A 21,340-nucleotide genomic window follows, 5' to 3' on the forward strand; every position below is an offset into this window, starting at 1 on the left:
TACTATGACTTACTTAAACGTAGAGATAGTTACTCCAAATGGTCTTAGTTATTCAAATGACAAAGCAAAATTAGTTGTGGTTAGAACAGTGGAAGGTGATCTTGGTATTATGCCAGGTCACTCACCAATTATTGCGCCGTTAGTTATTGATGAAGTTCGTGTCAAACTAGAACGTGATACTAATCAACAAGACATTATCGCCACTAATGGCGGTATCATGGAAGTTCGTGATAATGTCGTCACTATTGTGGCTGACAGTGCCGAAAAATCTACAGATATTGATGTTCCTCGTGCTGAACGTGCTAAATTACGTGCCGAGGCTAAAATTGCGAAAGCCAAAGAAGAGAAAAATATTGATAATTTACGCCGTGCTGAGGTTGCCCTTAGTCGTGCGATTAACCGTATCAATGTCTCTAAAAAATAATAATGAAAAAGCAAGAGAGTTTGACTCTCTTGCTTTTTTTTATATTCTAACTATGATACACTAGGCTAGTATTGAAACTATATAGGTGTAAGAGAGGTAAAGTCATGCAAGTGTTTGGTGTAGATGCCTTAGTTCGTTTAGCAAGTCATCTAAGTTTTGTCTATTTAGCTTTTTGGGGTATTCAATCTTTAAAAATAGATGTATTTTTTAAACACAGTAATCCAACCAGAATTAGAACGATTATAGTCCTTTTTTCTATAGGAGTCGGTTACTTGAGTAGTACCTTCTTTTGGGAATGCTTGACCTTAATAAGAAATTTTATGTTAACGATTCTATAAGTCAAGGGTTGAATAAAGTAGCGATTGTAGTATAATAACAGTGTTAAATAAAAATTGAAATGTAAATTTTCTTGAAAATATATTTGGAGGTATCATGATGGATCAAATTATTGTCCGTGGTGGAAATAAACTAAAAGGTAGAGTTAAAATTGAAGGGGCTAAAAATGCTGTTTTACCAATTTTAGCTGCTGGGTTGCTAGGAGAAGAAGGGACATCTGTCTTAGATAATGTTCCAATTCTATCAGACGTATTTATGATGAAAGAAGTGATTCATCATTTGAACACAGAAATAAAATTTGATCAAGATAATAATCGTGTCACTATTGACGCCACAAAAACGTTATTAGATGAAGCGCCGTATGAGTATGTTAGTCAAATGCGTGCTTCAATCGTTGTCATGGGTCCACTTTTAGCTCGTAATCATCACGCTCGTGTTGCAATGCCAGGGGGTTGTATGATTGGTTCTCGTCCGATTGACCTTCATTTGAAGGGATTTGAAGCGTTAGGTGCTATTATAAACCAAGAAGAAGGTTATATTGAAGCAACTGCTCCAAATGGCCTAAAAGGAGCTCGTATCTACCTTGATTTCCCAAGTGTTGGTGCGACTCAAAATATCATGATGGCTGCTGTTAAAGCTGAAGGAACAACAACCATTGAAAATGCTGCTCGCGAACCAGAAATTGTTGATTTAGCAATGGTCCTTAATAAAATGGGTGCTAAAATTACAGGTGCTGGAACTGAAACGATGAAAATTGAAGGTGTTAACAAATTATACGGTGTAAAACATCGTATTGTTCAAGACCGTATTGAAGCAGGTACTTTTATGGTCGGTGCTGCAATGACACAAGGTGATATCTTAATCGAAGAGGCTATTATGGAACATAATGGTCCATTAATTTCTAAATTACGTGAGATGGGTGTTTTAATCAAAGAGGAAGAAGACGGTGTTCGTGTTATTGGACCTGCTGTTCTTAAATCGACTGATGTTAAAACATTACCACATCCAGGTTTCCCAACAGACATGCAAGCACAAATCAGCGCGCTTCAAGTTGTAGCTGAAGGGACAAGTGTTGTAACAGAAACAGTCTTTGAAAATCGTTACCAACATTTAATGGAAATGGAAAAAATGGGTGCTAACTTCAAGATTGAAAATAATGTTGCTTATATTTATGATAAATCTAAGTTGCATGGTGCAGAAGTAGCAGCTACTGATTTACGTGCGGCGGCAGCGCTAGTATTAGTTGGTTTAGTTGCTGAAGATCAAACAAAAGTAACTCATTTAGAGTATTTAGATCGTGGCTACTATAACTTCCATAAAAAATTAGAAGCATTAGGGGCTAATATAGAGCGTATTAATCAACCTGTTGTTGCTAAAGAATCAAAAGAAGAAATGGTTAAATCTGTTTAATAAGGAGAGTCCACAATGAGTAGTACGACGAGATATATTGTGAGAAAATTAATAGCAATCGCGTTGTTTATATTGTTAGCATTAGTTCTATTAGCAATCGGTCTAATGATTGGCTATGGTGTTGTGGGAGACGGTAATATGTTTGATGTGTTTCATAAAACAACCTGGTCTCATATCTCAAAATTCTTAAATTAAAAGTCATGGGAAACCATGGCTTTTTTAGCATACTTACAGAAGAAAGTGAGCAGTTATGAAAAAAATTATTCTAAGTATCGTACAATTTTATCAAAAGCATATATCTCCTGGTCTCCCTAGAAGATGTCGTTATCATCCTACCTGTTCTCAATATATGGTGGATGCTGTTAACTATCATGGAGGATTTAAGGGGTTTATAATGGGAATGGGCCGTATCTTTAGATGTCATCCCTTTGTTAAGGGAGGGATTGATTATGTCCCATTAAAATTTACAGTACGACGTAATGAGGGTGGAGAGTATGCTGGCCCTTATGAAAAGGAGAAACGAAATGATTAAGAGATTATCAAACGATGAATCTTTACCGTGGCACTTATTATTAGAGGCTGATCCTGAAAAGGAATTAGTGGAAGAATATTTATCAGAATCGATTATTTTGGGGTATCAGTCTAAAATTTTAAATAGAATCACTGGTGTTTTAGTATTAAAAAAACAGCAGCTTGATTTATATGAAATTATGAATGTTTCGGTAGATGAAGTAGAACAAGGAAGAGGGATTGGGACTCTACTTATAAAGAATGCTTTGGCTGCTGTGTCAAATGAAACAGAAGGTAACTGTAGGGTTCAGGTTAAGACTGGAGATACCTCAAAGCCTGCGTTAGCCCTGTATAAAAAGAATGGGTTTGAAATTAAAGAAGTTGTTGAAAATTATTTTATTGAAAACTATAGTGAGCCGATTTTTGAAGAGGGTGTTTTATTAAAAAACCAAGTTATTCTAGAAAAAATGGTATAGAAAAGGTATACTATTTATGAAATAACTTATGAAATGAGGAGATTTTATGTCAGTTTTAGTTTTTGATTGGGGCGGAACAGGTATTAAACATGCTCTTTGGAAAAATGAAAAAGTGGAACAACAAGGGATTTTTCCAACACCATCGACTTGGGATGAATTAAAAAATAAGATGATGGAAGTTAAAGAAACGTATAAAAATGAAAAACTTGAAGGTGTTGCAATCAGTTCACCAGGTGCAGTTAATAGCGAAAAAGGAATTATAGAGGGAATCAGTGCAATCCCATATATTCATCATTTCCCTATTCAAAAAGAATTGGAAGCGTTTTTTGACTTGCCAGTTTCGTTTGAAAATGATGCAAATGCAGCAGGTATTGCTGAGGTTTGGAAAGGTGCTGCTAAGGAATACAAAGATGTCCTTTTCTTAGTATTAGGTACGGGTGTTGGTGGAGCTGTTATTAAAGACGGAAAAGTTCAAACAGGAGCGCACCTATACGGCGGAGAATTTGGTTTGATGTATATGGATGAGAAGCATAGCTTCAGTGCTGTAGGAACGGCTGTTAAGATGTCTGATCGTTATTGCGTACGTCATAATGTACCGAAAGGAACCTATTCTGGTAAGGAAGTATTTGCCTTTGCCGATGCTGGAGATAAGATTGCTCAAGAAGAGGAAGAAAAATTTTATAATTATGTGGCGCAAGGTGTATTTAGCCTTCAGTTTACAATGGACCCAGAATGTATTGTTATAGGTGGCGGAGTTTCTGCCAAACCAGGTTTATTAGATGAAATTAATAAGCGTGTCAAAGTATTGTTTGATGCTCACGAGATAAAAGATTTCTTCCCTGTGATCAAAATGTGTGAATTTCATAATGATGCTAATTTAATTGGTGCTGTTGCAACTTTCTTTCAACAACAGGGGTAAAAAAGATGAAAAGGTCTACTTAAGTAATTTAAGTAGACCTTTTTCTTATAGTGTTAACATCATAACGATTGTCATTAAGGCAAGACTTATTAGAATGCTTATAGACGATATAAATCCAGCAACACTTTCCTCAATGCCAGCTTCTACGCTATTAATGACTGAAAAAGTTGCAATAGGTGCGAAACAAATTAAAGTCAAAACTAGCCTTAGTAAGTCGTTTGGAAGTGGGATAACAAAGAAAATGAAAGCTGCTAATATTGCACCAATACTATAACGCCAAAATAGTATTTTTTTAACAATAACAGACTCTTTTTTTGGTAAGACGAGCTCAAGATAGATACCGATCATCAAAAGAGATAAAAAGCCATTAGCACTGGAAAAAAGTTGTAAAATACTGATAGCACCTAATGGTAAAGTTAGGTCTAGAGACCGAATGAGTAACATAACGATATATGTAATAAAAGGCACAGAGCCTTTTAACGTAGTAACAAGAGTGCTGAATCCTGTAGTAGTGTCATTCTCGTTAAAGGTGCTTGAGACAATCATTTTTGTACCACCGGCAAGCATGATACAATTTCCTACATCAAACATGAAAAGATAGGCACTAGCTTCAGGGTAGAAGCTTTGGATAAAAGGTAGAGTAAAGTTACCGATGTTATATCCTGTGATACAATACATAAATAGAATACGATGATACTCTTCTTTTTTCTTCCAAATTTTTTTAGCGAAGAGAACAAGTATCAAATTTATAAAAATAGCAGCTCCTGTTAAGTTTAAAAACTCTCCTGTTACTTTAATAGGATTAAGGCCGATAATAATAGTGGCGGGTAGAGTAAGATTTAAAATAATCTTAGATAAAATTTGACCATCTTTCTTATCTACTAAACCGATTCTTTTGATGGTAAAACCGGCGATAATAATTAAAAATAAACCAAAGGCATTGATTAAAATAGTTAGCATGTAAAATCCTCCTAGTAGTTTATTATTATCCTAAATAGAAGTTTATGCAACAAGATAGTTAACAATTGGTGTAATTTATGGTATCTTGTATAAGATAAGAAACATGAGGAGGAAGTAACTTTGAAAAAAAATAAAGATATCGAAGTAACAGTTACTGAGAAAAAACAAAACTCTCAAGGTAAAGCTGCAGAAGTTCAAGAATTAGCTATTGGTAAAAAAGTTATTGGTGAAGTTGAGAAGTTAGAAGAAAAGAAATTTGTCGTAACAATTAAAGGCGAAGGCCCTAAATATGTGAAATCTTTTGATGAAGGTTATGAAGTTTTAATCAGTCATTGGAATCTTTTCCAATAAAATAAAAATAATTGCAAAAAAGACTTGAAATGAGTCGCTAAATTTTGTATTATATTGAGGTCGGGTTAAATAACTCGGTTTTGGAGGAATAGCGAAGTGGCTAAACGCGACGGACTGTAAATCCGTTCCTTAGGGTTCAGTGGTTCGAATCCACTTTCCTCCATTTTTTTATTATTGGGCTATCGCCAAGCGGTAAGGCAACAGACTTTGACTCTGTCATTCGTTGGTTCGAATCCAGCTAGCCCAGTTAGAATAATTTTTAAATGATTATTCTTAAAAAGACTTGCAATATAACTTAATATTTCGTATTATATTGAAGTCGGATTGTTATCTGATTTTGGAGGAATAGCGAAGTGGCTAAACGCGACGGACTGTAAATCCGTTCCTTAGGGTTCAGTGGTTCGAATCCACTTTCCTCCATTTTTTATTATTGGGCTATCGCCAAGCGGTAAGGCAACAGACTTTGACTCTGTCATTCGTTGGTTCGAATCCAGCTAGCCCAGTCACTTAAAACATCTAAGTTATCTTAGGTGTTTTTTTATGTGTTATCTTTTATTTTATGGCTATTTTGATGTAGTATCTTATCCAGTTTTTATAAAAGACTTCCATTACACTAAAACGTATCGTATCATCTAGGAAAGCGTTTTAAAAGTGTGAGGAGAGATAAAATGGAACTAATAGCTTATTTAGATGATAATCGTGAGTGGGAGAAATCAGATATCGATGCACAAAATTTAACTATTATTAATTATGCCTTTGCTGATATAGTGGCGGGGAAAGTTAACCGACAACTGAAAAAAATACATCTGATAAATGAATTAAAAGAAGAGAATCCTCATTTAAGGACGTGTATCAGTATTGGTGGATGGACAGCTGATGGTTTTTCGGATGCGGTTTTGACAGAGGAAAGTCGTACAGTTTTAATTGACAGTATGTTGGATTATATTGAACATTATGACTTTGATGGCATTGATTTGGATTGGGAGTATCCCAAAATGGATATCGCAGGTATTAAATCTCGTAATGAGGATTCAGAGAATCTGTTATTATTATTAAAATCATTACGGGCTCAATTAAATGATTTGGGTAATGTAAATAATCGTGACTATTTACTAACTATTGCAGTAGGAGCAGCTCCTGAATTACTTGAAACAACCGCAACAAGTAAAGGACATGAGTATGCAGAGTATTTAGACTTTATCAATATAATGACCTATGATATGCGTGGTGCATTTAGTCATACAACAGGTCATCATACTAACTTAATGAGTTATTCTAAAAAGTCTCCAGTGAGTGCAGAATTGTCTGTGAATTATTTAATGGAGAAAGGGATTCCTTCTGATAAATTGGTAATAGGGAGTGCTTTTTATGGTCGAATTTGGGAAGGGGTTAAAGATTCTACTAATAATGGCTTAATGGAAGATGCTGAGGAGACAGGTCATAAAACAATGGATTATAACGCATTGGACAGTTTGACTAAAATGCATCCGGAGAATTGTTATTTTGATGATAAGGCAAGAAGTGCTTATTACTTTGATGGTAATCAATTCATTTCGTATGACAGTGTTCAGTCTATTACAGAGAAAGTTAGATTTGTAAGAGAGTATAATCTACGTGGCATAATGTTTTGGGAATATTCTTTGGATCTAACAAGAACATTATTCGATGCGATGGTGAGAGCTAAAAATTAAAAAAGAAAGAGCAAGTTTAACTTGCTCTTTCTTTTTTTTTAGTTAAGTAGTTTTATTTTTAGATGCTTTTGAGAAACTATGACTAATGAAATGTAGAATAGCCACTAAACACGCTCCAATGAGGATGAAACTTACTCTATGAATAACAGCTCCTGATGTTGGCCAAATCGCTTGAGCAGCAAATAAAGCATTCATAGTGATAAAGATTATTTGTATAAAATAATCTTCGATAAAGGTATAAACGTAGCCTAAAATCAAAGTTAAGTATATGGCGTAGTGAGTTGGGACTATGAATCGAAAAAGTATTAAGTAACAGACAATGCCTATTAACGTACCAAAGGTTCTGTGAAGCATTCGCTTCTTCATAACATTAGAATCTAATTGAGTTAAGGACATAACCGTCATACAGATCCACATACTTTTATCAAAAAAATTTAAAGAAGCGATTAGTAAAACTAAGCTAATTCCAAGTGACATTTTTATTGAAAAGTGGATAAGAGGAGTATCGTTTAGAGCCTCTTTGATCATTGTTTTTAAAGGTGTATCATTTTGTGTTTGACGGTGTTTAACTAAATAAGTGATGAAACTAATAATACCGACCAGACTAAGGTATATTATACGTTTTGAAAGGTTGAAATTAGATTCAATTGATGTAGCTGAAAATATATAAAGCAGTGTGTAGGCGATATAATATTTAAAATGAAATGGTTTTCCCATCAGTAACGTTAAAATAAAAAGGGTTGTAAAATTAAGAATAAAGCCGGCCCAGCTGTTTAAACTAGCAAGGTAACTGACTAATCCGATGATTGGCCAAGGAAGACTCACTAATAAAGACCCCGCCTTTGGATTGATAGGAAGTGGGACGTAATAGAACATTAAAAGCCCTGTAACTGCAGCGACAGCAGTTAGTTGTTCTTGTTGTCCAAATAAAGTAGTGCTGATAGAAATAAATAAGACGATAAAGATGATTTGAATTAAATTGTAGATGATAGTTTGTTTGCTAATTTCTTTCATAATTCTCTCCTAAAAAAATAATAGTGTTGAGCAGTGTATCACAAAAAATTAATGAACGCCATAAAAAAAACAGCTAAATTTAATTAGCTGTTTTAATCACTGAAGTAACGTTGTCCATATGTTTCATAATCAGGTGTCTCTTTACGATTCATCGTATAGACTAATGCACCATTAAAATGGTCATCAGGACTAGTTGTTTTGATGAATAAAGCTGTATTTTGATCGTGAATATCTGGGAAAACGAGTGAATAATTTTGTTTATTAATAACAAAACTATAATATTGAACACCGCTTACGACGCCAACTTGACTGTCAGGAAAAGTCATTTTTTTATTTTTTTTATCAGTCTTGATATCGATACTATTTTTTGAGATGGTCATTTTAATTTCTTTATTAAATGCATCTGCTGCATACCACTCGCCGTGGATGCTATTTGCTTTTTTTGAGCAACCAGCCAAAGTAAATGTAAAGGCAAGTACTAAAGTAAGCATTAAGGCTAATTTACGGTTCATTTTGAAACTCCTTATACTTAAAAATAATAGATAAACTTTTAAATTCAATTTAGTATAGCATAAAAATTTAGTGTCGCAAACCGCTTGAATATTATTCTGGTACACAAGAATGATAAAAAGTTTTAAATTCGTTGTTTTTAAAGGGTTTTTAATGAACAAAAATAAATCAGTTTTTTTTTCAAAAACACTTGATTTTTAGGTGGTATAAGTATAAAGTTTAGGCATGCCATAAAAATGGACTTATAGAGTTGAGGAGATGACAGTAAATGTCAAAGAAAAATGAACACAACCATTTTCTAACAGAAAAATTAAATGGGTTAAGTTTACCGGAAATTAATAATACAGTTGCGATCCCAAAAGATGCAGGATTTTGGAAAAAACTTTTAGCTTATTCGGGACCAGGAGCTCTTGTTGCAGTGGGATACATGGACCCAGGTAATTGGGTGACATCAATTGCAGGTGGTGCTCAATTTGGTTATTTGCTATTATCAGTTATTTTAGTTTCAAATATTATTGCGATGATTTTGCAATATATGTCAGCTAAACTAGGTATTGTGACAGGGATGGATTTGGCTCAAGCGACACGAATGAAATCAGGTAAGAAGTTAGGTATATTTTTATGGATTATTACAGAATTAGCTATTATGGCAACGGATATTGCTGAGGTTATCGGTAGTGCTGTGGCAATTAACTTGCTTTTTGGTTTACCGTTGTTACTAGGTGTAATCATTACTGTTTTAGATGTGTTTATATTATTAATGTTGACACGTTTAGGCTTTAGAAAGATTGAAGCGATTGTTATTGCATTAATTATTACTATATTAGCTGTCTTTTTATATGAAGTACTCTTGGCTCAACCTGTTTGGGGAGATATGATAAAAGGGTTTATACCACAAAAAGAAGTCTTTTTAGATAAGGATGCGTTGTTTATTACATTAGGTATCGTTGGGGCAACAGTTATGCCGCATAATTTATATCTACATAGTTCAATCGTACAAGCGAGACAATACGATAGAAGTGATCGTGATGAACTGAAGGAAGCTATTCGTTTCTCTAAGATAGATTCAAATATTCAGTTATCCATTGCGTTTGTTATTAATTGTTTATTACTAATATTGGGAGCATCAATGTTTTTTGGACATGGCGACCATTTAGATACACTAGGGTCTTTATACCGTGCCTTGTCAGATAATACAATCGTTGGATCGATTGCCTCACCCATGTTAAGTGTTTTATTCGCAGTTGCTTTACTAGCATCTGGCCAAAATTCTACAATTACAGGTACGCTTACTGGACAGATTGTTATGGAAGGGTTTATAAAAATGTCAATGCCAGTTTGGGCAAGACGTTTGGTTACCCGATTGCTAGCAGTAATTCCTGTTGTTATTTGTATTTTACTATTTGGTGGGACAGAAGAAGTAGTTGAGAAATTATTGATCTATACACAAGTATTTTTAAGTGTAGCTCTGCCAGTATCAATGGTGCCGTTAACTTTATTTACAAGTAGTGAAAAACTAATGGGCGAATTTAAAAATAATAAACTGTTGACGACCGTTGCATGGATTATGACTATTGCTTTAACACTCCTTAATATTAATTTAATTATTTCTACTTTCTAGTGAATAAAACTACAAAACTCCTGTTATTAGGTGAAATTATTTCTAAAAAAGGCTATAATAGAACATATTAAGTTTATTTAGTGATTGGAGGAGACAGAGATGATGTCAAAGAAAAATTGGAAAGAAAAAATTTACCAACAATATAAAGTGTTAAAAAATGAGGTGGCTCCTAATTTACCACTTACAAAGTCAGAAGCTATAGCCCCTTCTGAAAAAGCGTTATCAGAAGATTTTGTAGTTGAAATTGTTAATCCAACAAAACACGCTATTAAATGGCGTTCAAAAGGATATTAATAGAATCTTCTAAGCGGTCAGCTGCTTAGAAGATTTTTATTTAATTAAAATGTATAAATTTATAATAAATTAGTGAGGTAAAAGTCACTCTGTTTCTTAAGAGCTAGAAATATAGCGCTTTAAATGATAAAATAAGAACATAAAATTATGAAAGTAGGCCCATTATGTCAGAATTTGTAACAGTACAAGATTTGGTCAACACTTTACAACTAGAAGTTGTTTCAGGTGAAGACTATTTAGATAAAAAAATAGAAACAAGCGATATTTCAAGACCAGGCTTGGAATTGACGGGGTATTTTAATTATTATCCTCAAGATAGAGTTCAATTGTTTGGAAGAAAAGAAGCCACTTTTTCACAAAAAATGATGCCAGAAGAGCGTGCTATGGTCATGCGTCGTATGTGTCATGAGGAAACACCTGCTATTATTTTTGCACGTGATTTAGTTCCTCCATCAGAATTAATTAGAGCAGCGGAAGAGAATAACACACCTATTTTATGTTCATCACTAAAAACATCACGTATTTCTGGGATGGTTTCTAATTTTCTAGAAAGTAAGTTAGCCCCAAGAACATCTGTCCATGGTGTGTTGGTTGAGGTTTATGGTCTAGGTGTTTTAATTCAAGGTGATAGTGGGATTGGAAAAAGTGAAACAGCTCTTGAGCTGATTAAAAAAGGCCATCGTTTAATCGCGGATGACCGTGTTGACGTCTATCAACAAGATGAACGTACAGTTATTGGTGAGCCTGCCCGTATCTTAGAACATCTAATTGAAATTCGTGGTATTGGGATTATTGATGTTATGAATCTATTTGGGGCAAGTGCTGTTCGACCTAGTGGCCAAATTCAATTAGTAGTCTATCTAGAAAATTGGACAAAAGATAAGCAATTTGATCGTCTTGGCGGAGCTGCTGAAACAATGGAAATTGCGAATGTTGAAATTCCAAAAATTTCTATTCCAGTGAAAACGGGTCGTAATGTGGCGATTATTGTTGAAGTTGCGGCGATGAATTTCCGTGCTAAAACAATGGGATATGATGCAACCAAAAAATTTGAAGAAAATTTAACCGCCTTAATTCAAGATAATTCAGATAATGACTAAGGATGAATGAAAGGTGAGTAAAGAATGTCTATATTAGGAACTGTTAATGGTGTGGCTTTCAATCTATTTGGCTTGGAAGTTAAATGGTACGGTATTATTATCGTAACAGGAATGGTGTTAGCTGTTTGGCTAGCGACAAGAGAAGCAAAACGTGTGGGTCTTAGAGAAGATGATATTATTGATTTTATGTTCTGGGGATTGCCACTGTCTATCATTGGAGCAAGGTTGTATTATGTTATTTTTGAGTGGGAGTATTATGCAGCCAATCCCGGGGAAATACTTGCAATTAGAAACGGTGGATTAGCCATATATGGTGGCTTACTTGCAGGGGGAGTAGTGATGTATTTCTTCACTCGTTCTCGTTATATTTCTTTTTGGAAGTTTTTAGATGTAGCAGCACCTGGTGTTATAGTAGCTCAGTCTATCGGACGATGGGGCAACTTTATGAATCATGAAGCTTATGGTGGCGTAGTAAGTCGTTCGTTTTTAGAAAAATTACACCTGCCTAATTTTATTATCGATAACATGAAGATTGATGGAGAGTATCATCATCCTACATTTTTATACGAGAGCAGTTGGAATATGATTGGATTTTTCTTACTTCTGTGGATTAGAACTAAGAAAAACTTTTTAAAAGAAGGTGAAATTACCTTCCTATACGTGATGTGGTATTCATTTGGTCGTTTCTTTATAGAAGGAATGAGAACAGATAGTCTTTGGGCATTCGGTGTCATCCGTATATCTCAATTAGTGTCGGTAGTGCTGTTTGCTGTGGCATTAGGTTTAATGCTTTACCGTAGAAGACAAGAGAGTGTTCCCTTTTATAGTCGAAGTGAGGGAATTAAATGAGTCGTTTGAAAGCCGTTTTATTTGATTTTGATGGGACACTTGCAGATACAAATAAGTTAATAACGGACTCGTTCTTACATGTCTTAACGCCATTATTTCCTGGGAAATATAATGAAGAAAATCTTAAAGCTTTTAACGGGCCGCCTTTAGAGGCGGTTTTTAAGCAATTATTTCCAGAAGATTTCAAAGAAAAAGTGGCAGAGTACCGTCGCTATAATTTAGAACATCATGATGAGTTGATTTGTCTGTTTCCAAATGTGAAAGAAGCATTATCTGAGTTAAAAGAAGCGGGTTTTAAGCTTGCTATTGTTTCAACTAAAAGTAACTTAACATTAAATAAAGGGATAAAAACATTGGGTTTAGAAGGGTATTTTGATGTTACGATTGGCAATGGTGATTATGAAAAATTCAAACCAGATCCTGAGCCGTTATTTCTAGCGATGCTTAAGTTAGGTGTTGAACCAAATCAATGTATGATGGTAGGGGACAATTGGCATGATATAGAAGCTGGGCATAATGCAGGAGTTAAACCTATTTTCGTAAAATGGTCTAGAAAAGAAAAATCGGTTATTGAACCTTACAAACCTTACAAGATGGTCTCGTCTATGTTAGAATTGAGCCAATGGTTAATAAATTATAACGAAGAGGAGTGCCAATGATGAGACAAAAAATTGCAGTATTAGGTCCTGGATCATGGGGGACGGCATTAGCAAAGGTACTAGTAGAAAATGGTCATGATGTTACTATTTGGGGACATAATCCGGAACAACTTGTTGAGATTAATGACTCACATACTAACCATCACTACTTACCCGATATAGCTCTTCCAGAAGGGCTCAAAGCAAATGCAGATTTAAAAACATGTGTCAGTGGAGCAGATGCAATACTGTTTGTTGTTCCAACTAAAGCAATTCGTTCAGTTTCTAAGCAGCTGGTTGAAGTAATGGATACTAAACCTGTTATTATTCATGCAAGTAAAGGGTTAGAGCAAGGCACACATTTACGTATCTCAGAGATTTTAAAAGATGAGATTGGTGATAAGTGCAAGGATGTTGTTGTGTTATCTGGTCCGAGTCATGCTGAAGAAGTAGCTGTAAAAGACATTACTACTATTACTGCAGCAAGTGAGGATTTAAACTATGCAGAGTATGTTCAGTCTATCTTCATGAATGATTATTTTAGAATTTACACAAATACTGATGTGATTGGTGTAGAAACAGGTGCGGCTCTAAAAAATATCATAGCTTTAGGTTCGGGAGCGATTCATGGTTTAGGTTTTGGTGACAATGCCAAAGCAGCAATTATGACGCGTGGTCTAGCTGAAATCAGCCGTTTAGGTGTTGCCATGGGAGCTGATCCACTCACTTTTATTGGGTTAAGTGGTGTTGGTGACTTGATTGTAACGTGTACAAGTATTCATTCTCGTAACTGGAGAGCAGGAGATTTGTTAGGTAAAGGTCATAATCTAGATGAAATTCTTGAAAATATGGGCATGATTGTTGAAGGAGTTTCGACAACTAAAGCAGCTTATGAATTAGCTTCTGAGTTAAATGTAGAGATGCCAATTACAACGGCTATCTATGATGTTCTATATAATAATCAAGATGTTAACGTTGCGGCTAAAAACATCATGTTACGTGATGGCCGTTCGGAAGTTGAATTTTAAAAGTAACCTATAAAACCATGCAGTGACGGCTGTGTGGTTTTTTAATTGAGATTTAAAGGAGCTAGAAAGATGGAAATAAAAGAGGCAGTTTTACAAGTGCTAGATTTAGAAGCGAGTTCATTACTATGTTCGCAACAAACATTAACATTAACGGATTATCCAGTCAAAACTTACTTAAATGGTATCGTTAAAAAGTTTGAAAAAGGTGATTTAAAGACGGGAACATTGAATGCGGATCATGCTATTTTACAACTCATTAATCGTGAGGATTTAAATTTTGTTGAGAAGAGTCAAGAACTTTCCCAAATCATTTTTGATTGTTTAGTTCAAGGTCAAGAAGTGTTAAGTGGTGATATCCTTTGTCTGACAGCGGAACGTGAAGGGCAGGAGTTGTTTGGTTTTATAAAACTAAACTATAAGCCGGCTTATACACATTTTGTGGACTATGAAGGAGATTTATTGTTAAATAACTTGATTATTAATAAAACGATTCTGCCGGCTCTTACTCAAAAAGTTGAAGAGGCTTTTTTTATTAATATGAAAACGGGTGATTTTGAATTAGTTGAGAAAAAGTACCTATTTGACGGTAAAAAGGCGAACTACCTTTCTGATATTATTTTGAAAACGGCAGCTACTCCGACGATTCAAGACAATATTAAAATCGTCAAAAAAGCAGTTAAAGAAATTGCCGATAAATACAATGAAGAAAAATATGTTAGTATGTCTCAAATTCAACAAGCGGTGCATGAGAGTTTGGAAGAAGAAGGTAGGATTAGTAATGAAAAAATAGCTGAGGCTGTTTTTGAAAATAATCATGTAGCTAAAACAGAATACCTGGAGCGTGTTGAACAAACCGACTTTGTAGAAGATATTCCAGTTAATGTACCTAAGTACGAAAAGAAATACAGCAAACAAAAATTAAAATTAGCAAATGGAATTGAAATGATTATCCCTGTAGACGTTTATCAGGACAAAGACTTAATCGAATTTATTAATAATCCAGACGGCACAATCTCTGTGATGATTAAAAATGTAGATGAAATCATTAATAAATTTTAGAAAAAAGCCGACTCTTTTAGGAGAGTCGGCTTTTTTTAGTGTTGATGATAAGTATAGGGTTGTTCTTCTTGATAATGTATATAGTCTTGGTAGGCTTCATATTCTCTTTCGGCCTCTATTTTTGAGCTATAGTAACTTTTTTCATCCCACACCATATACCAAAGTAAGAATGGAAGAGAAATAATAATAAGTGCTGTTTTAATACCTAAAGTACCTAGTAAGATACCGATAACTAATAATGTAAAAATAAATCCCATGCGTCTGATTGCTAACATATCATGTCACCTCATATATTCTTTTTGCGAACATCTGTTCTATATTTATATTATACAAACATTTGTTCGTGTTGTAAAGAGGTAAATAAAAAAAACTAGCATTTGGCTAGTTTTTTTATTTATTATTGATGATGTATTCCAAGAATAAAGCTGCTGTAGGACTGAGTGGCGCCTCTTTCTTATGGACAACCACAATATCGAAAGGCTTCATTTTATCTTTAAGTTTCACCCAAACAAGGTCTTCATTTGCGTATTCGGATTGAAGTTGAATGGGAAGAATCCCAATAGCACCAGTTTTCAAGATATTTTGTATTAGGACCTCGTGACTATTACTTAAAAAGTTAACAGTTGGTTGATAGCCGTTCTCTCTTGCTTTGGTTTGAAGGACATGCCAAAGGACATAGTCTTTTGACATGGAAACAAAACTTGCTTCTTTCAAGTCTTTAAACGTTAAGTGTTCGTTTTTAGCAAGGGGATGATCGGCACGCATCACAACATAGGCATCATACTTAAAGCGGTGATGACTATTTTTTTCAACGTGAAGATTATTTTCGACGATTGGATAAGAAACCACACCAAGTTCTAACTCGCCGTTTGCAATTTTCTTTTGCGTTTTAATTGAACCATCTTCTTCAATTGTTAGGCTAGTTTTTGGATACTGGGACATGAATCCTTCAATGAGTGGCATAAAGAAAGGAGAAATCACAGCATTGGAGCCGATGGTTAATTCATCATTAGGATGAAGGGAGGCGTCTCCTAATTCTTGAGTAAGTTTTTCAAAATCATGTACGATCTGGGTGCCTTTTTCGTATAACAAACTTCCAGCAGTAGTTGGCATAACTGTGTTTCCTACTTGGTAGATGAGCTTAGTCCCGAGCTCTTCTTGTAGTTTAGTCATATTCCACGAAAGAGTGGGTTGGGTAATAAAGAGATTTTTAGCCGCCATTGAGTAGCTCTGGGTTTTAATAATCTCGATAAAGTATTTTACTTGCCTGATTTCCATAGACTTGCCTTCTTTCTTTTGTTTGGTATAGATGAAGTTTATAGCCCTATAAAAACTACCGATTTCACATAATAGGTACCACGGGCTATACTAGGTTCATAGAGAAGACGCTTACATTTGTGAAAGGTGAAAGAGTTATTTCTCCATAAAAGGAACGACTGATTATCCTTAATCTTACTAGATAAGATTGAAAAAGTCCAAATCAAAGTATACGAGAGGATGTGCAATTAATGGTTGTAGGAGATTTCGAAACAGAACTAGACACAGTTGTGATTGGTTCAGGACCTGGTGGTTATGTGGCTGCGATTAGAGCCGCACAACTAGGAAAGAAAGTAGCAATTATTGAAAAAGATTTTATTGGAGGAACGTGTCTAAATGTCGGATGTATCCCTTCGAAAGCACTAATCCATGCTAGTCATGATTACTATCACGCTTTAAATGAAAAGACAAAAGGCGTACATGCAAAAGATGTCACGATTGACTTTGAAGAGGTTCAAGAGTGGAAGGATAAGGAAGTAGTATCAAAATTAACAGGTGGCGTAGAAATGCTGCTGAAGAAAAATAAAGTGACAATTTTAAATGGAGCCGGTTATTTCATGGATGAACATCGTCTGCGTGTGATGCACGAATTTGGTGGTGAAACGTATTCATTCCAAAACGTTATCATCGCAACAGGGAGTCGTCCACTTGAAATTAAAGGATTTAAATTTGGAAAGCGTATTCTAGATTCAACAGGCTTACTTAATTTAAAGGAAATTCCTAAGAAATTAGTTGTAATCGGTGGAGGATACATTGGAAGCGAGCTAGCAGGTGTCTATGCCAGTCTTGGAACCGACGTTACTATCTTAGAAGGCGCACCAAGTATTTTACCTAACTTTGAAAAAGACATGGTGAAATTAGTTGAGAAAAACTTCAAAGAGAAAGATGTGACGATTGAAACAAAAGCAATGGCAAAAAATGCTGTAAATAATAAAGATAGCGTAACGGTTACTTATGAAGTAGAAGGAAAAGAAAAAACGATTGAAGCCGATTATGTCATGGTATCAGTAGGACGTCGTCCAAATACCGATGAGCTTGGGTTAGACAAAGCTGGTGTTGAGATGGATGAACGTGGCTTGATTAAAGTTGACGAACGTGGCGAAACAACAGCAAAAGGGATTTATGCGATTGGAGATGTTACAGCAGGTTTGGCTTTAGCACACAAAGCAAGTTATGAAGCCAAAGTCGTAGCAGAAGTGATAGCAGGACAAGATGTCATTATGGATTATCAAGCTATTCCAGCTGTTTGTTTTACAGAACCAGAATTAGCCTCTGTAGGTTTAACAAAAGCAGAAGCAAAAGAGCAAGATATTGCGGTAACGGTATCAAAATTCCCATTTGCTGCTAATGGACGTGCCTTATCATTAGGTGCAACTGATGGCTTTATGCAATTAGTGAGTGAAAAGGAATCAGGTAAACTCTTAGGTGCACAAATCGCAGGTGTTGGAGCAAGCGATATGATTGCTGAATTAGTGTTAGCGATTGAAACTGACCTGACAATAGAAGATTTAGCTCTAACCATTCATCCACATCCATCATTAAGTGAAACTATCATGGATGCAGCAGAGATTGGCTTAGGTTTACCGATACATGTTTAAGAATTAGAAGAGTGACGCATGACACAGAAAAGGGGCATATAAAGAATAATCACTAGGAGGAAATAAGGATGGCAATAAATATTAAACCAAAAGATTTTACAATGAATGTCTTGAATGGTGTGGCCATGGGGGTTGTGGTGTCACTAATCCCGGGTGCTTTATTAAGTGAATTATCAAAAAGCCTAGATTGGTCATTCGGATTAACAGCAACAGGTATTGCACAAACCTTAATGCCAATAGTTGTAGGTGTGGCTGTTGCGATTAACTTTAAATTTACACCTATTCAAATAGGGTCACTAGGTATGGCCTGTGTTGTAGGATCAGGTGTGGCAAGACTTAATCCAGAAGGCGGCTTTATTTTCCAAGGAACGGGAGATGTTATTAATACAGGCTTAACTGCAGCAATTGGAGCGTTATTAATCTTAGTACTTGGCGAAAAACTGAAAGCGTTTACGATTCTGGTTATTCCAACAATCTTAGTAGTAGTAGGTGGGGGGCTTGGTTTATTATTACTCCCTTACGTTAAATACATTACAACAATGCTTGGCCAATTCGTAGCCATGTTAACAGAATTTCAACCGATTCCAATGGCTATCGCGATTGCCATTATCTTCTCAATGATGATTGTATCACCGATTGCTACAGTTGGAATCGCCACAGCGATTTCACTAACAGGTGTAGCTTCAGGTGCGGCTAACTTGGGTATTTGCGCAGCTGGTTTCGGCTTATGTATTGCCGGATGGAAGACGAACAGTATTCCAACATCATTAGCTCATTTCATTGGATCACCTAAAATGCAAATGGCAAATGTACTTAAAAAACCAAAAATCATGTTACCTGTTATTTGTAACGCAGCAATCACGGGTGCTTTAGCAGCATTCTTGAATCTGCAAGGAACATCATTTAGTGCTGGATTTGGATTTAGTGGCTTAATTGGACCGATTAACGCTCTAGCTTTAGCTGATGGCGGATGGTCTGTTGGCAATATTATAAAAGTAGTCTTAGCATTTGCAGTAGTACCTATTATTTTAGGATTTGTTTTCAATTATATCTTTAATCAAAAATTGGCAGTAGCAGATCCAGAAGATTATAAATTAGATTTCAACTAAAACTAAAAACGATTTGGAGAGGAATGACGAGAAATGGCTAAAAAAGAGACAAACACAATCAATTTTGATGAGATTGTTAAAGAAAGTACAGACATTATCAAGCACGTTCAGATTTTAGATGAAAAAGGGAAGTTAGTGAATAAAGGGGCAGAATCAAGCCTGACAGATGACGAATTAGTGGCTTTAATGAAAGATTTAGTATGGGGGAGAGCAGTTAACGAACGCTTGATTTTAGCAGGACGTCAAGGTCGTATTGGTAACTTACCACCATCAGAAGGACAAGAAGCGTCACAACTGGCAACATTGTTTGGTATTTCGGATGAGGATTTCTTAATCCCAACGTACCGTGATGTTATTCCTTTAGTTAAACATGGTATGCCACTTAAAAATGCAATTCTTTGGTACAGAGGGCATGTTGCGGCAAATAAATTCCCAGAAGGCTTACAAGGATTACCAGCACAAACGATTATCGGCTCACAATATGTTCAAGCAGCAGGCTTGGGCTTAGCTTATAAATTAGACGGTAAAGATAAAGTTGTCATGACTTATATCGGTGACGGCGGAACATCACAAGGTGATTTCTATGAAGGGATTAACTTTGCAGGCGCATTTGACTCACAAGTAGTCTTTATTGTTCAAAATAATAAATACGGTATTTCAGTTCCACGTGAGAAACAATCAAAAGCTCATACATTGGCTCAAAAAGCAGTAGCAGCTGGTATCCCAGGTGTTCAAGTAGACGGAATGGATCCACTTGCATTATATGAAGTGACAAAAATGGCGAAAGAACATGCTTTATCAGGTAAAGGACCAGTCTTGATTGAGACGTTAACATACCGTTTCGGTCCACATACGTTATCAGATGACCCAACTCGTTACCGTAGCGATGAAGAAGTAGCGGAATGGCGTGAAAAAGATTACTTAATTAGAATGCGTAAATTCTTAGGTGATAAAGGGTTATGGACAGAAGAGATGGAAGAGCAAGTCATTGCTGATACAACAGAAGAAGTAAACAAAGCATTAGACGAAGCAGATGCAGAACCTAAACAAACAGTATCTGAATTACTTGAAAATGTATTTGAAGAACCAACACCACGTATTAAGAAAGAAATTGAAATGTATAAAGCTAAGGAGGCTAAGTAAAATGGCTGAGAAAAATATGGTTCAAGCGATTAATGAAGCACTTTTACAAGAGATGAAACGAGATGAACGTACATTATTATTTGGTGAAGATGTTGGGATTAACGGTGGGGTATTCCGTGCAACAGATGGCATTCATGAAGCATTAGGTGACAAGCGTATTTTTGATACACCATTAGCTGAATCAGGCATTATGGGAATGGCTTTGGGTCTTGCAATTGGCGGATTTAGACCAATTCCAGAAATCCAATTCTCAGGATTTACAATGGAAGCAATTGATGGACTTTGTGGACAATTAGCACGTCACCGTTACCGTTTAGGTGGGACTGGCTCAGCTCCTGTTACGATTCGTTCAACATTTGGTGGAGGGGTTGGAACACCAGAACTTCACTCAGATAACTTAGAAGGACTATTTGGTCAAACACCAGGTTTACGTATTGTTATTCCAAGTGGCCCATATGATGCTAAAGGATTACTAGTTTCTTCTATTAGAAATAATGATCCAGTTTACTTCTTAGAGCATTTAAAATTATACCGTTCGATTAAAGAAGACGTGCCAGAAGAACTATACACAATTGAGTTAGACAAAGCGAATGTTATTCAGGAAGGGTCTGATATTACTATCGTAACGTATGGTTCAATGGTTCATGAATCTAAAAAAGCGATTAAAACTTTAGAAAAAGAAGGCATTTCAGTAGAATTAATTGACTTAAGAACGGTTGTTCCATTCGATACAGATACTATTTTAGAATCAGTGAGAAAAACAGGTCATGTTGTCGTCGTTCAAGAAGCGCAACGTATGACAGGGTTAGCTAATCATATCATGGCTGAGATTTCAGAATTAGCAATGTATGACTTAGAAGCACCGATTGGTCGTGTGGCAGCTCCAGATAGTCACTTCCCATTTGGCGCAGCAGAAGGCGTATGGTTACCAACGTCTAAAGATGTTGAAGCAGCAGTTCGCCGTACTCTTACAGAATAAAATT

The 21,340-nt window shown here is 35.6% G+C and carries 25 protein-coding genes and 4 tRNA genes; 24 read left to right on the plus strand and 5 right to left on the minus strand.

All coding sequences use genetic code 11. From position 1 onward, the window contains the following. The first annotated feature begins 4 nt into the window (after positions 1–4). From OL233_RS08730 to OL233_RS08760, 7 genes are all read left to right on the plus strand, one after another. Positions 5–424, plus strand: coding sequence for a F0F1 ATP synthase subunit epsilon (locus tag OL233_RS08730; protein ID WP_275471937.1), 420 nt, complete (start codon positions 5–7; stop codon positions 422–424). Between the two features lie 104 nt (positions 425–528). Next, positions 529–762 (plus strand): DUF1146 family protein, encoded by a 234-nt coding sequence (locus OL233_RS08735; protein ID WP_126829897.1) that lies wholly within the window; start codon positions 529–531, stop codon positions 760–762. A 97-nt stretch (positions 763–859) separates the two neighbouring features. Further along, complete coding sequence (gene murA / locus OL233_RS08740) at positions 860–2,170, plus strand: UDP-N-acetylglucosamine 1-carboxyvinyltransferase (protein ID WP_275471938.1); 1,311 nt, start codon at positions 860–862, stop codon at positions 2,168–2,170. Between the two features lie 15 nt (positions 2,171–2,185). Further along, the gene (locus tag OL233_RS08745) at positions 2,186–2,365 is read left to right on the plus strand and encodes a DNA-directed RNA polymerase subunit beta (RefSeq protein WP_275471939.1); all 180 of its coding nucleotides are present in this window, start codon (positions 2,186–2,188) and stop codon (positions 2,363–2,365) included. A 55-nt stretch (positions 2,366–2,420) separates the two neighbouring features. Then, the gene (gene yidD / locus OL233_RS08750) at positions 2,421–2,702 is read left to right on the plus strand and encodes a membrane protein insertion efficiency factor YidD (RefSeq protein ID WP_275471940.1); all 282 of its coding nucleotides are present in this window, start codon (positions 2,421–2,423) and stop codon (positions 2,700–2,702) included. Continuing rightward, complete coding sequence (locus OL233_RS08755) at positions 2,695–3,156, plus strand: GNAT family N-acetyltransferase (protein ID WP_275471941.1); 462 nt, start codon at positions 2,695–2,697, stop codon at positions 3,154–3,156. Before yidD ends, OL233_RS08755 begins: the two co-directional genes overlap by 8 nt. A 46-nt stretch (positions 3,157–3,202) precedes the next feature. Further along, on the plus strand, positions 3,203–4,075 hold the full coding sequence (locus OL233_RS08760) for an ROK family protein (protein ID WP_275471942.1): 873 nt from the start codon (positions 3,203–3,205) through the stop codon (positions 4,073–4,075). 45 nt (positions 4,076–4,120) lie between these two features. On the opposite strand, the gene OL233_RS08765 is transcribed toward OL233_RS08760, so the two are convergent. Then, positions 4,121–5,035 carry an AEC family transporter gene (locus OL233_RS08765; protein WP_275471943.1) on the minus strand — a complete coding sequence of 305 codons (915 nt, stop codon included), beginning with the start codon at positions 5,033–5,035 and terminating at the stop codon, positions 4,121–4,123. Positions 5,036–5,155: 120 nt separating this feature from the next. Here OL233_RS08765 and OL233_RS08770 point away from each other — a divergent pair, with 120 nt between their 5' ends. The 6 genes from OL233_RS08770 to OL233_RS08795 all read left to right on the plus strand — a co-directional run bounded on the left by OL233_RS08770 (position 5,156) and on the right by OL233_RS08795 (position 7,077). Next, entirely contained in the window at positions 5,156–5,386 is a 231-nt protein-coding gene (locus OL233_RS08770) for a DUF2969 family protein (protein WP_275471944.1), read from the plus strand. A gap of 82 nt (positions 5,387–5,468) precedes the next feature. After that, a tRNA-Tyr gene (locus OL233_RS08775) sits at positions 5,469–5,549 on the plus strand. Positions 5,550–5,561: 12 nt separating this feature from the next. Continuing rightward, positions 5,562–5,633: transfer RNA gene (locus OL233_RS08780), tRNA-Gln, on the plus strand. A gap of 92 nt (positions 5,634–5,725) precedes the next feature. After that, positions 5,726–5,806: transfer RNA gene (locus tag OL233_RS08785), tRNA-Tyr, on the plus strand. 11 nt (positions 5,807–5,817) lie between these two features. Continuing rightward, positions 5,818–5,889, plus strand: a tRNA-Gln gene (locus tag OL233_RS08790). Positions 5,890–6,054: 165 nt separating this feature from the next. Continuing rightward, positions 6,055–7,077, plus strand: a complete 1,023-nt coding sequence (locus OL233_RS08795; protein WP_275471945.1) for a glycoside hydrolase family 18 protein — start codon at positions 6,055–6,057, stop codon at positions 7,075–7,077. A 42-nt stretch (positions 7,078–7,119) separates the two neighbouring features. Here OL233_RS08795 and OL233_RS08800 read toward each other — a convergent pair whose 3' ends face one another. Then, complete coding sequence (locus OL233_RS08800) at positions 7,120–8,091, minus strand: FUSC family protein (protein ID WP_275471946.1); 972 nt, start codon at positions 8,089–8,091, stop codon at positions 7,120–7,122. 92 nt (positions 8,092–8,183) lie between these two features. Then, positions 8,184–8,603 (minus strand): hypothetical protein, encoded by a 420-nt coding sequence (locus OL233_RS08805; protein WP_126829919.1) that lies wholly within the window; start codon positions 8,601–8,603, stop codon positions 8,184–8,186. 266 nt (positions 8,604–8,869) lie between these two features. Between OL233_RS08805 and OL233_RS08810 the strand changes: the two genes are divergently transcribed. The 7 genes from OL233_RS08810 to OL233_RS08840 all read left to right on the plus strand — a co-directional run bounded on the left by OL233_RS08810 (position 8,870) and on the right by OL233_RS08840 (position 15,190). Further along, positions 8,870–10,222, plus strand: coding sequence for an Nramp family divalent metal transporter (locus tag OL233_RS08810; RefSeq protein WP_275471947.1), 1,353 nt, complete (start codon positions 8,870–8,872; stop codon positions 10,220–10,222). 99 nt (positions 10,223–10,321) lie between these two features. Next, positions 10,322–10,516, plus strand: coding sequence for a hypothetical protein (locus OL233_RS08815; RefSeq protein ID WP_275471948.1), 195 nt, complete (start codon positions 10,322–10,324; stop codon positions 10,514–10,516). Positions 10,517–10,680: 164 nt separating this feature from the next. Next, complete coding sequence (gene hprK / locus OL233_RS08820; protein WP_126829925.1) at positions 10,681–11,616, plus strand: HPr(Ser) kinase/phosphatase; 936 nt, start codon at positions 10,681–10,683, stop codon at positions 11,614–11,616. A gap of 30 nt (positions 11,617–11,646) precedes the next feature. Then, a complete protein-coding gene (gene lgt / locus OL233_RS08825) occupies positions 11,647–12,465 on the plus strand; it encodes a prolipoprotein diacylglyceryl transferase (RefSeq protein ID WP_275471975.1) in 819 nt (272 codons plus the stop codon). Beyond that, positions 12,462–13,124: a pyrophosphatase PpaX gene (gene ppaX / locus OL233_RS08830; RefSeq protein ID WP_275471949.1), complete on the plus strand. Its 663-nt coding sequence runs from the start codon at positions 12,462–12,464 to the stop codon at positions 13,122–13,124. The genes lgt and ppaX overlap by 4 nt, the downstream gene beginning before the upstream one ends. After that, positions 13,124–14,131: an NAD(P)H-dependent glycerol-3-phosphate dehydrogenase gene (locus OL233_RS08835; protein WP_275471976.1), complete on the plus strand. Its 1,008-nt coding sequence runs from the start codon at positions 13,124–13,126 to the stop codon at positions 14,129–14,131. Before ppaX ends, OL233_RS08835 begins: the two co-directional genes overlap by 1 nt. A 69-nt stretch (positions 14,132–14,200) precedes the next feature. Further along, positions 14,201–15,190 (plus strand): nucleoid-associated protein, encoded by a 990-nt coding sequence (locus OL233_RS08840; RefSeq protein ID WP_275471950.1) that lies wholly within the window; start codon positions 14,201–14,203, stop codon positions 15,188–15,190. 35 nt (positions 15,191–15,225) lie between these two features. On the opposite strand, the gene OL233_RS08845 is transcribed toward OL233_RS08840, so the two are convergent. Both OL233_RS08845 and OL233_RS08850 read right to left on the minus strand, forming a co-directional pair. Further along, a complete protein-coding gene (locus tag OL233_RS08845) occupies positions 15,226–15,465 on the minus strand; it encodes a hypothetical protein (protein WP_275471951.1) in 240 nt (79 codons plus the stop codon). A 115-nt stretch (positions 15,466–15,580) separates the two neighbouring features. Beyond that, entirely contained in the window at positions 15,581–16,468 is an 888-nt protein-coding gene (locus OL233_RS08850) for a LysR family transcriptional regulator (protein WP_275471952.1), read from the minus strand. Between the two features lie 230 nt (positions 16,469–16,698). Between OL233_RS08850 and lpdA the strand changes: the two genes are divergently transcribed. The 4 genes from lpdA to OL233_RS08870 all read left to right on the plus strand — a co-directional run bounded on the left by lpdA (position 16,699) and on the right by OL233_RS08870 (position 21,336). Continuing rightward, positions 16,699–18,105, plus strand: coding sequence for a dihydrolipoyl dehydrogenase (lpdA, locus tag OL233_RS08855; protein WP_275471953.1), 1,407 nt, complete (start codon positions 16,699–16,701; stop codon positions 18,103–18,105). Between the two features lie 68 nt (positions 18,106–18,173). Next, a complete protein-coding gene (locus OL233_RS08860; protein WP_275471954.1) occupies positions 18,174–19,214 on the plus strand; it encodes a PTS sugar transporter subunit IIC in 1,041 nt (346 codons plus the stop codon). A gap of 33 nt (positions 19,215–19,247) precedes the next feature. After that, positions 19,248–20,357, plus strand: coding sequence for a pyruvate dehydrogenase (acetyl-transferring) E1 component subunit alpha (pdhA, locus tag OL233_RS08865; RefSeq protein ID WP_275471955.1), 1,110 nt, complete (start codon positions 19,248–19,250; stop codon positions 20,355–20,357). A gap of 1 nt (position 20,358) precedes the next feature. Further along, positions 20,359–21,336 (plus strand): alpha-ketoacid dehydrogenase subunit beta, encoded by a 978-nt coding sequence (locus OL233_RS08870; RefSeq protein ID WP_275471956.1) that lies wholly within the window; start codon positions 20,359–20,361, stop codon positions 21,334–21,336. Positions 21,337–21,340 lie beyond the last annotated feature (4 nt).

It is taken from the genome of Vagococcus proximus (genome assembly GCF_029143285.1).
Taxonomy (GTDB): domain Bacteria; phylum Bacillota; class Bacilli; order Lactobacillales; family Vagococcaceae; genus Vagococcus_D; species Vagococcus_D proximus.

Bases quoted from the DNA above. Each gene is read 5' to 3' on its own strand.
- OL233_RS08730 (WP_275471937.1), top strand. From the start codon at position 5: ATGACTTACTTAAACGTAGAGATAGTTACTCCAAATGGTCTTAGTTAT.
- OL233_RS08735 (WP_126829897.1), top strand. From the start codon at position 529: ATGCAAGTGTTTGGTGTAGATGCCTTAGTTCGTTTAGCAAGTCATCTA.
- murA (WP_275471938.1), top strand. From the start codon at position 860: ATGGATCAAATTATTGTCCGTGGTGGAAATAAACTAAAAGGTAGAGTT.
- OL233_RS08745 (WP_275471939.1), top strand. From the start codon at position 2,186: ATGAGTAGTACGACGAGATATATTGTGAGAAAATTAATAGCAATCGCG.
- yidD (WP_275471940.1), top strand. From the start codon at position 2,421: ATGAAAAAAATTATTCTAAGTATCGTACAATTTTATCAAAAGCATATA.
- OL233_RS08755 (WP_275471941.1), top strand. From the start codon at position 2,695: ATGATTAAGAGATTATCAAACGATGAATCTTTACCGTGGCACTTATTA.
- OL233_RS08760 (WP_275471942.1), top strand. From the start codon at position 3,203: ATGTCAGTTTTAGTTTTTGATTGGGGCGGAACAGGTATTAAACATGCT.
- OL233_RS08765 (WP_275471943.1), bottom strand. From the start codon at position 5,035: ATGCTAACTATTTTAATCAATGCCTTTGGTTTATTTTTAATTATTATC.
- OL233_RS08795 (WP_275471945.1), top strand. From the start codon at position 6,055: ATGGAACTAATAGCTTATTTAGATGATAATCGTGAGTGGGAGAAATCA.
- OL233_RS08800 (WP_275471946.1), bottom strand. From the start codon at position 8,091: ATGAAAGAAATTAGCAAACAAACTATCATCTACAATTTAATTCAAATC.
- OL233_RS08805 (WP_126829919.1), bottom strand. From the start codon at position 8,603: ATGAACCGTAAATTAGCCTTAATGCTTACTTTAGTACTTGCCTTTACA.
- OL233_RS08810 (WP_275471947.1), top strand. From the start codon at position 8,870: ATGTCAAAGAAAAATGAACACAACCATTTTCTAACAGAAAAATTAAAT.
- OL233_RS08815 (WP_275471948.1), top strand. From the start codon at position 10,322: ATGATGTCAAAGAAAAATTGGAAAGAAAAAATTTACCAACAATATAAA.
- hprK (WP_126829925.1), top strand. From the start codon at position 10,681: ATGTCAGAATTTGTAACAGTACAAGATTTGGTCAACACTTTACAACTA.
- ppaX (WP_275471949.1), top strand. From the start codon at position 12,462: ATGAGTCGTTTGAAAGCCGTTTTATTTGATTTTGATGGGACACTTGCA.
- OL233_RS08835 (WP_275471976.1), top strand. From the start codon at position 13,124: ATGAGACAAAAAATTGCAGTATTAGGTCCTGGATCATGGGGGACGGCA.
- OL233_RS08840 (WP_275471950.1), top strand. From the start codon at position 14,201: ATGGAAATAAAAGAGGCAGTTTTACAAGTGCTAGATTTAGAAGCGAGT.
- OL233_RS08845 (WP_275471951.1), bottom strand. From the start codon at position 15,465: ATGTTAGCAATCAGACGCATGGGATTTATTTTTACATTATTAGTTATC.
- OL233_RS08850 (WP_275471952.1), bottom strand. From the start codon at position 16,468: ATGGAAATCAGGCAAGTAAAATACTTTATCGAGATTATTAAAACCCAG.
- lpdA (WP_275471953.1), top strand. From the start codon at position 16,699: ATGGTTGTAGGAGATTTCGAAACAGAACTAGACACAGTTGTGATTGGT.
- OL233_RS08860 (WP_275471954.1), top strand. From the start codon at position 18,174: ATGGCAATAAATATTAAACCAAAAGATTTTACAATGAATGTCTTGAAT.
- pdhA (WP_275471955.1), top strand. From the start codon at position 19,248: ATGGCTAAAAAAGAGACAAACACAATCAATTTTGATGAGATTGTTAAA.
- OL233_RS08870 (WP_275471956.1), top strand. From the start codon at position 20,359: ATGGCTGAGAAAAATATGGTTCAAGCGATTAATGAAGCACTTTTACAA.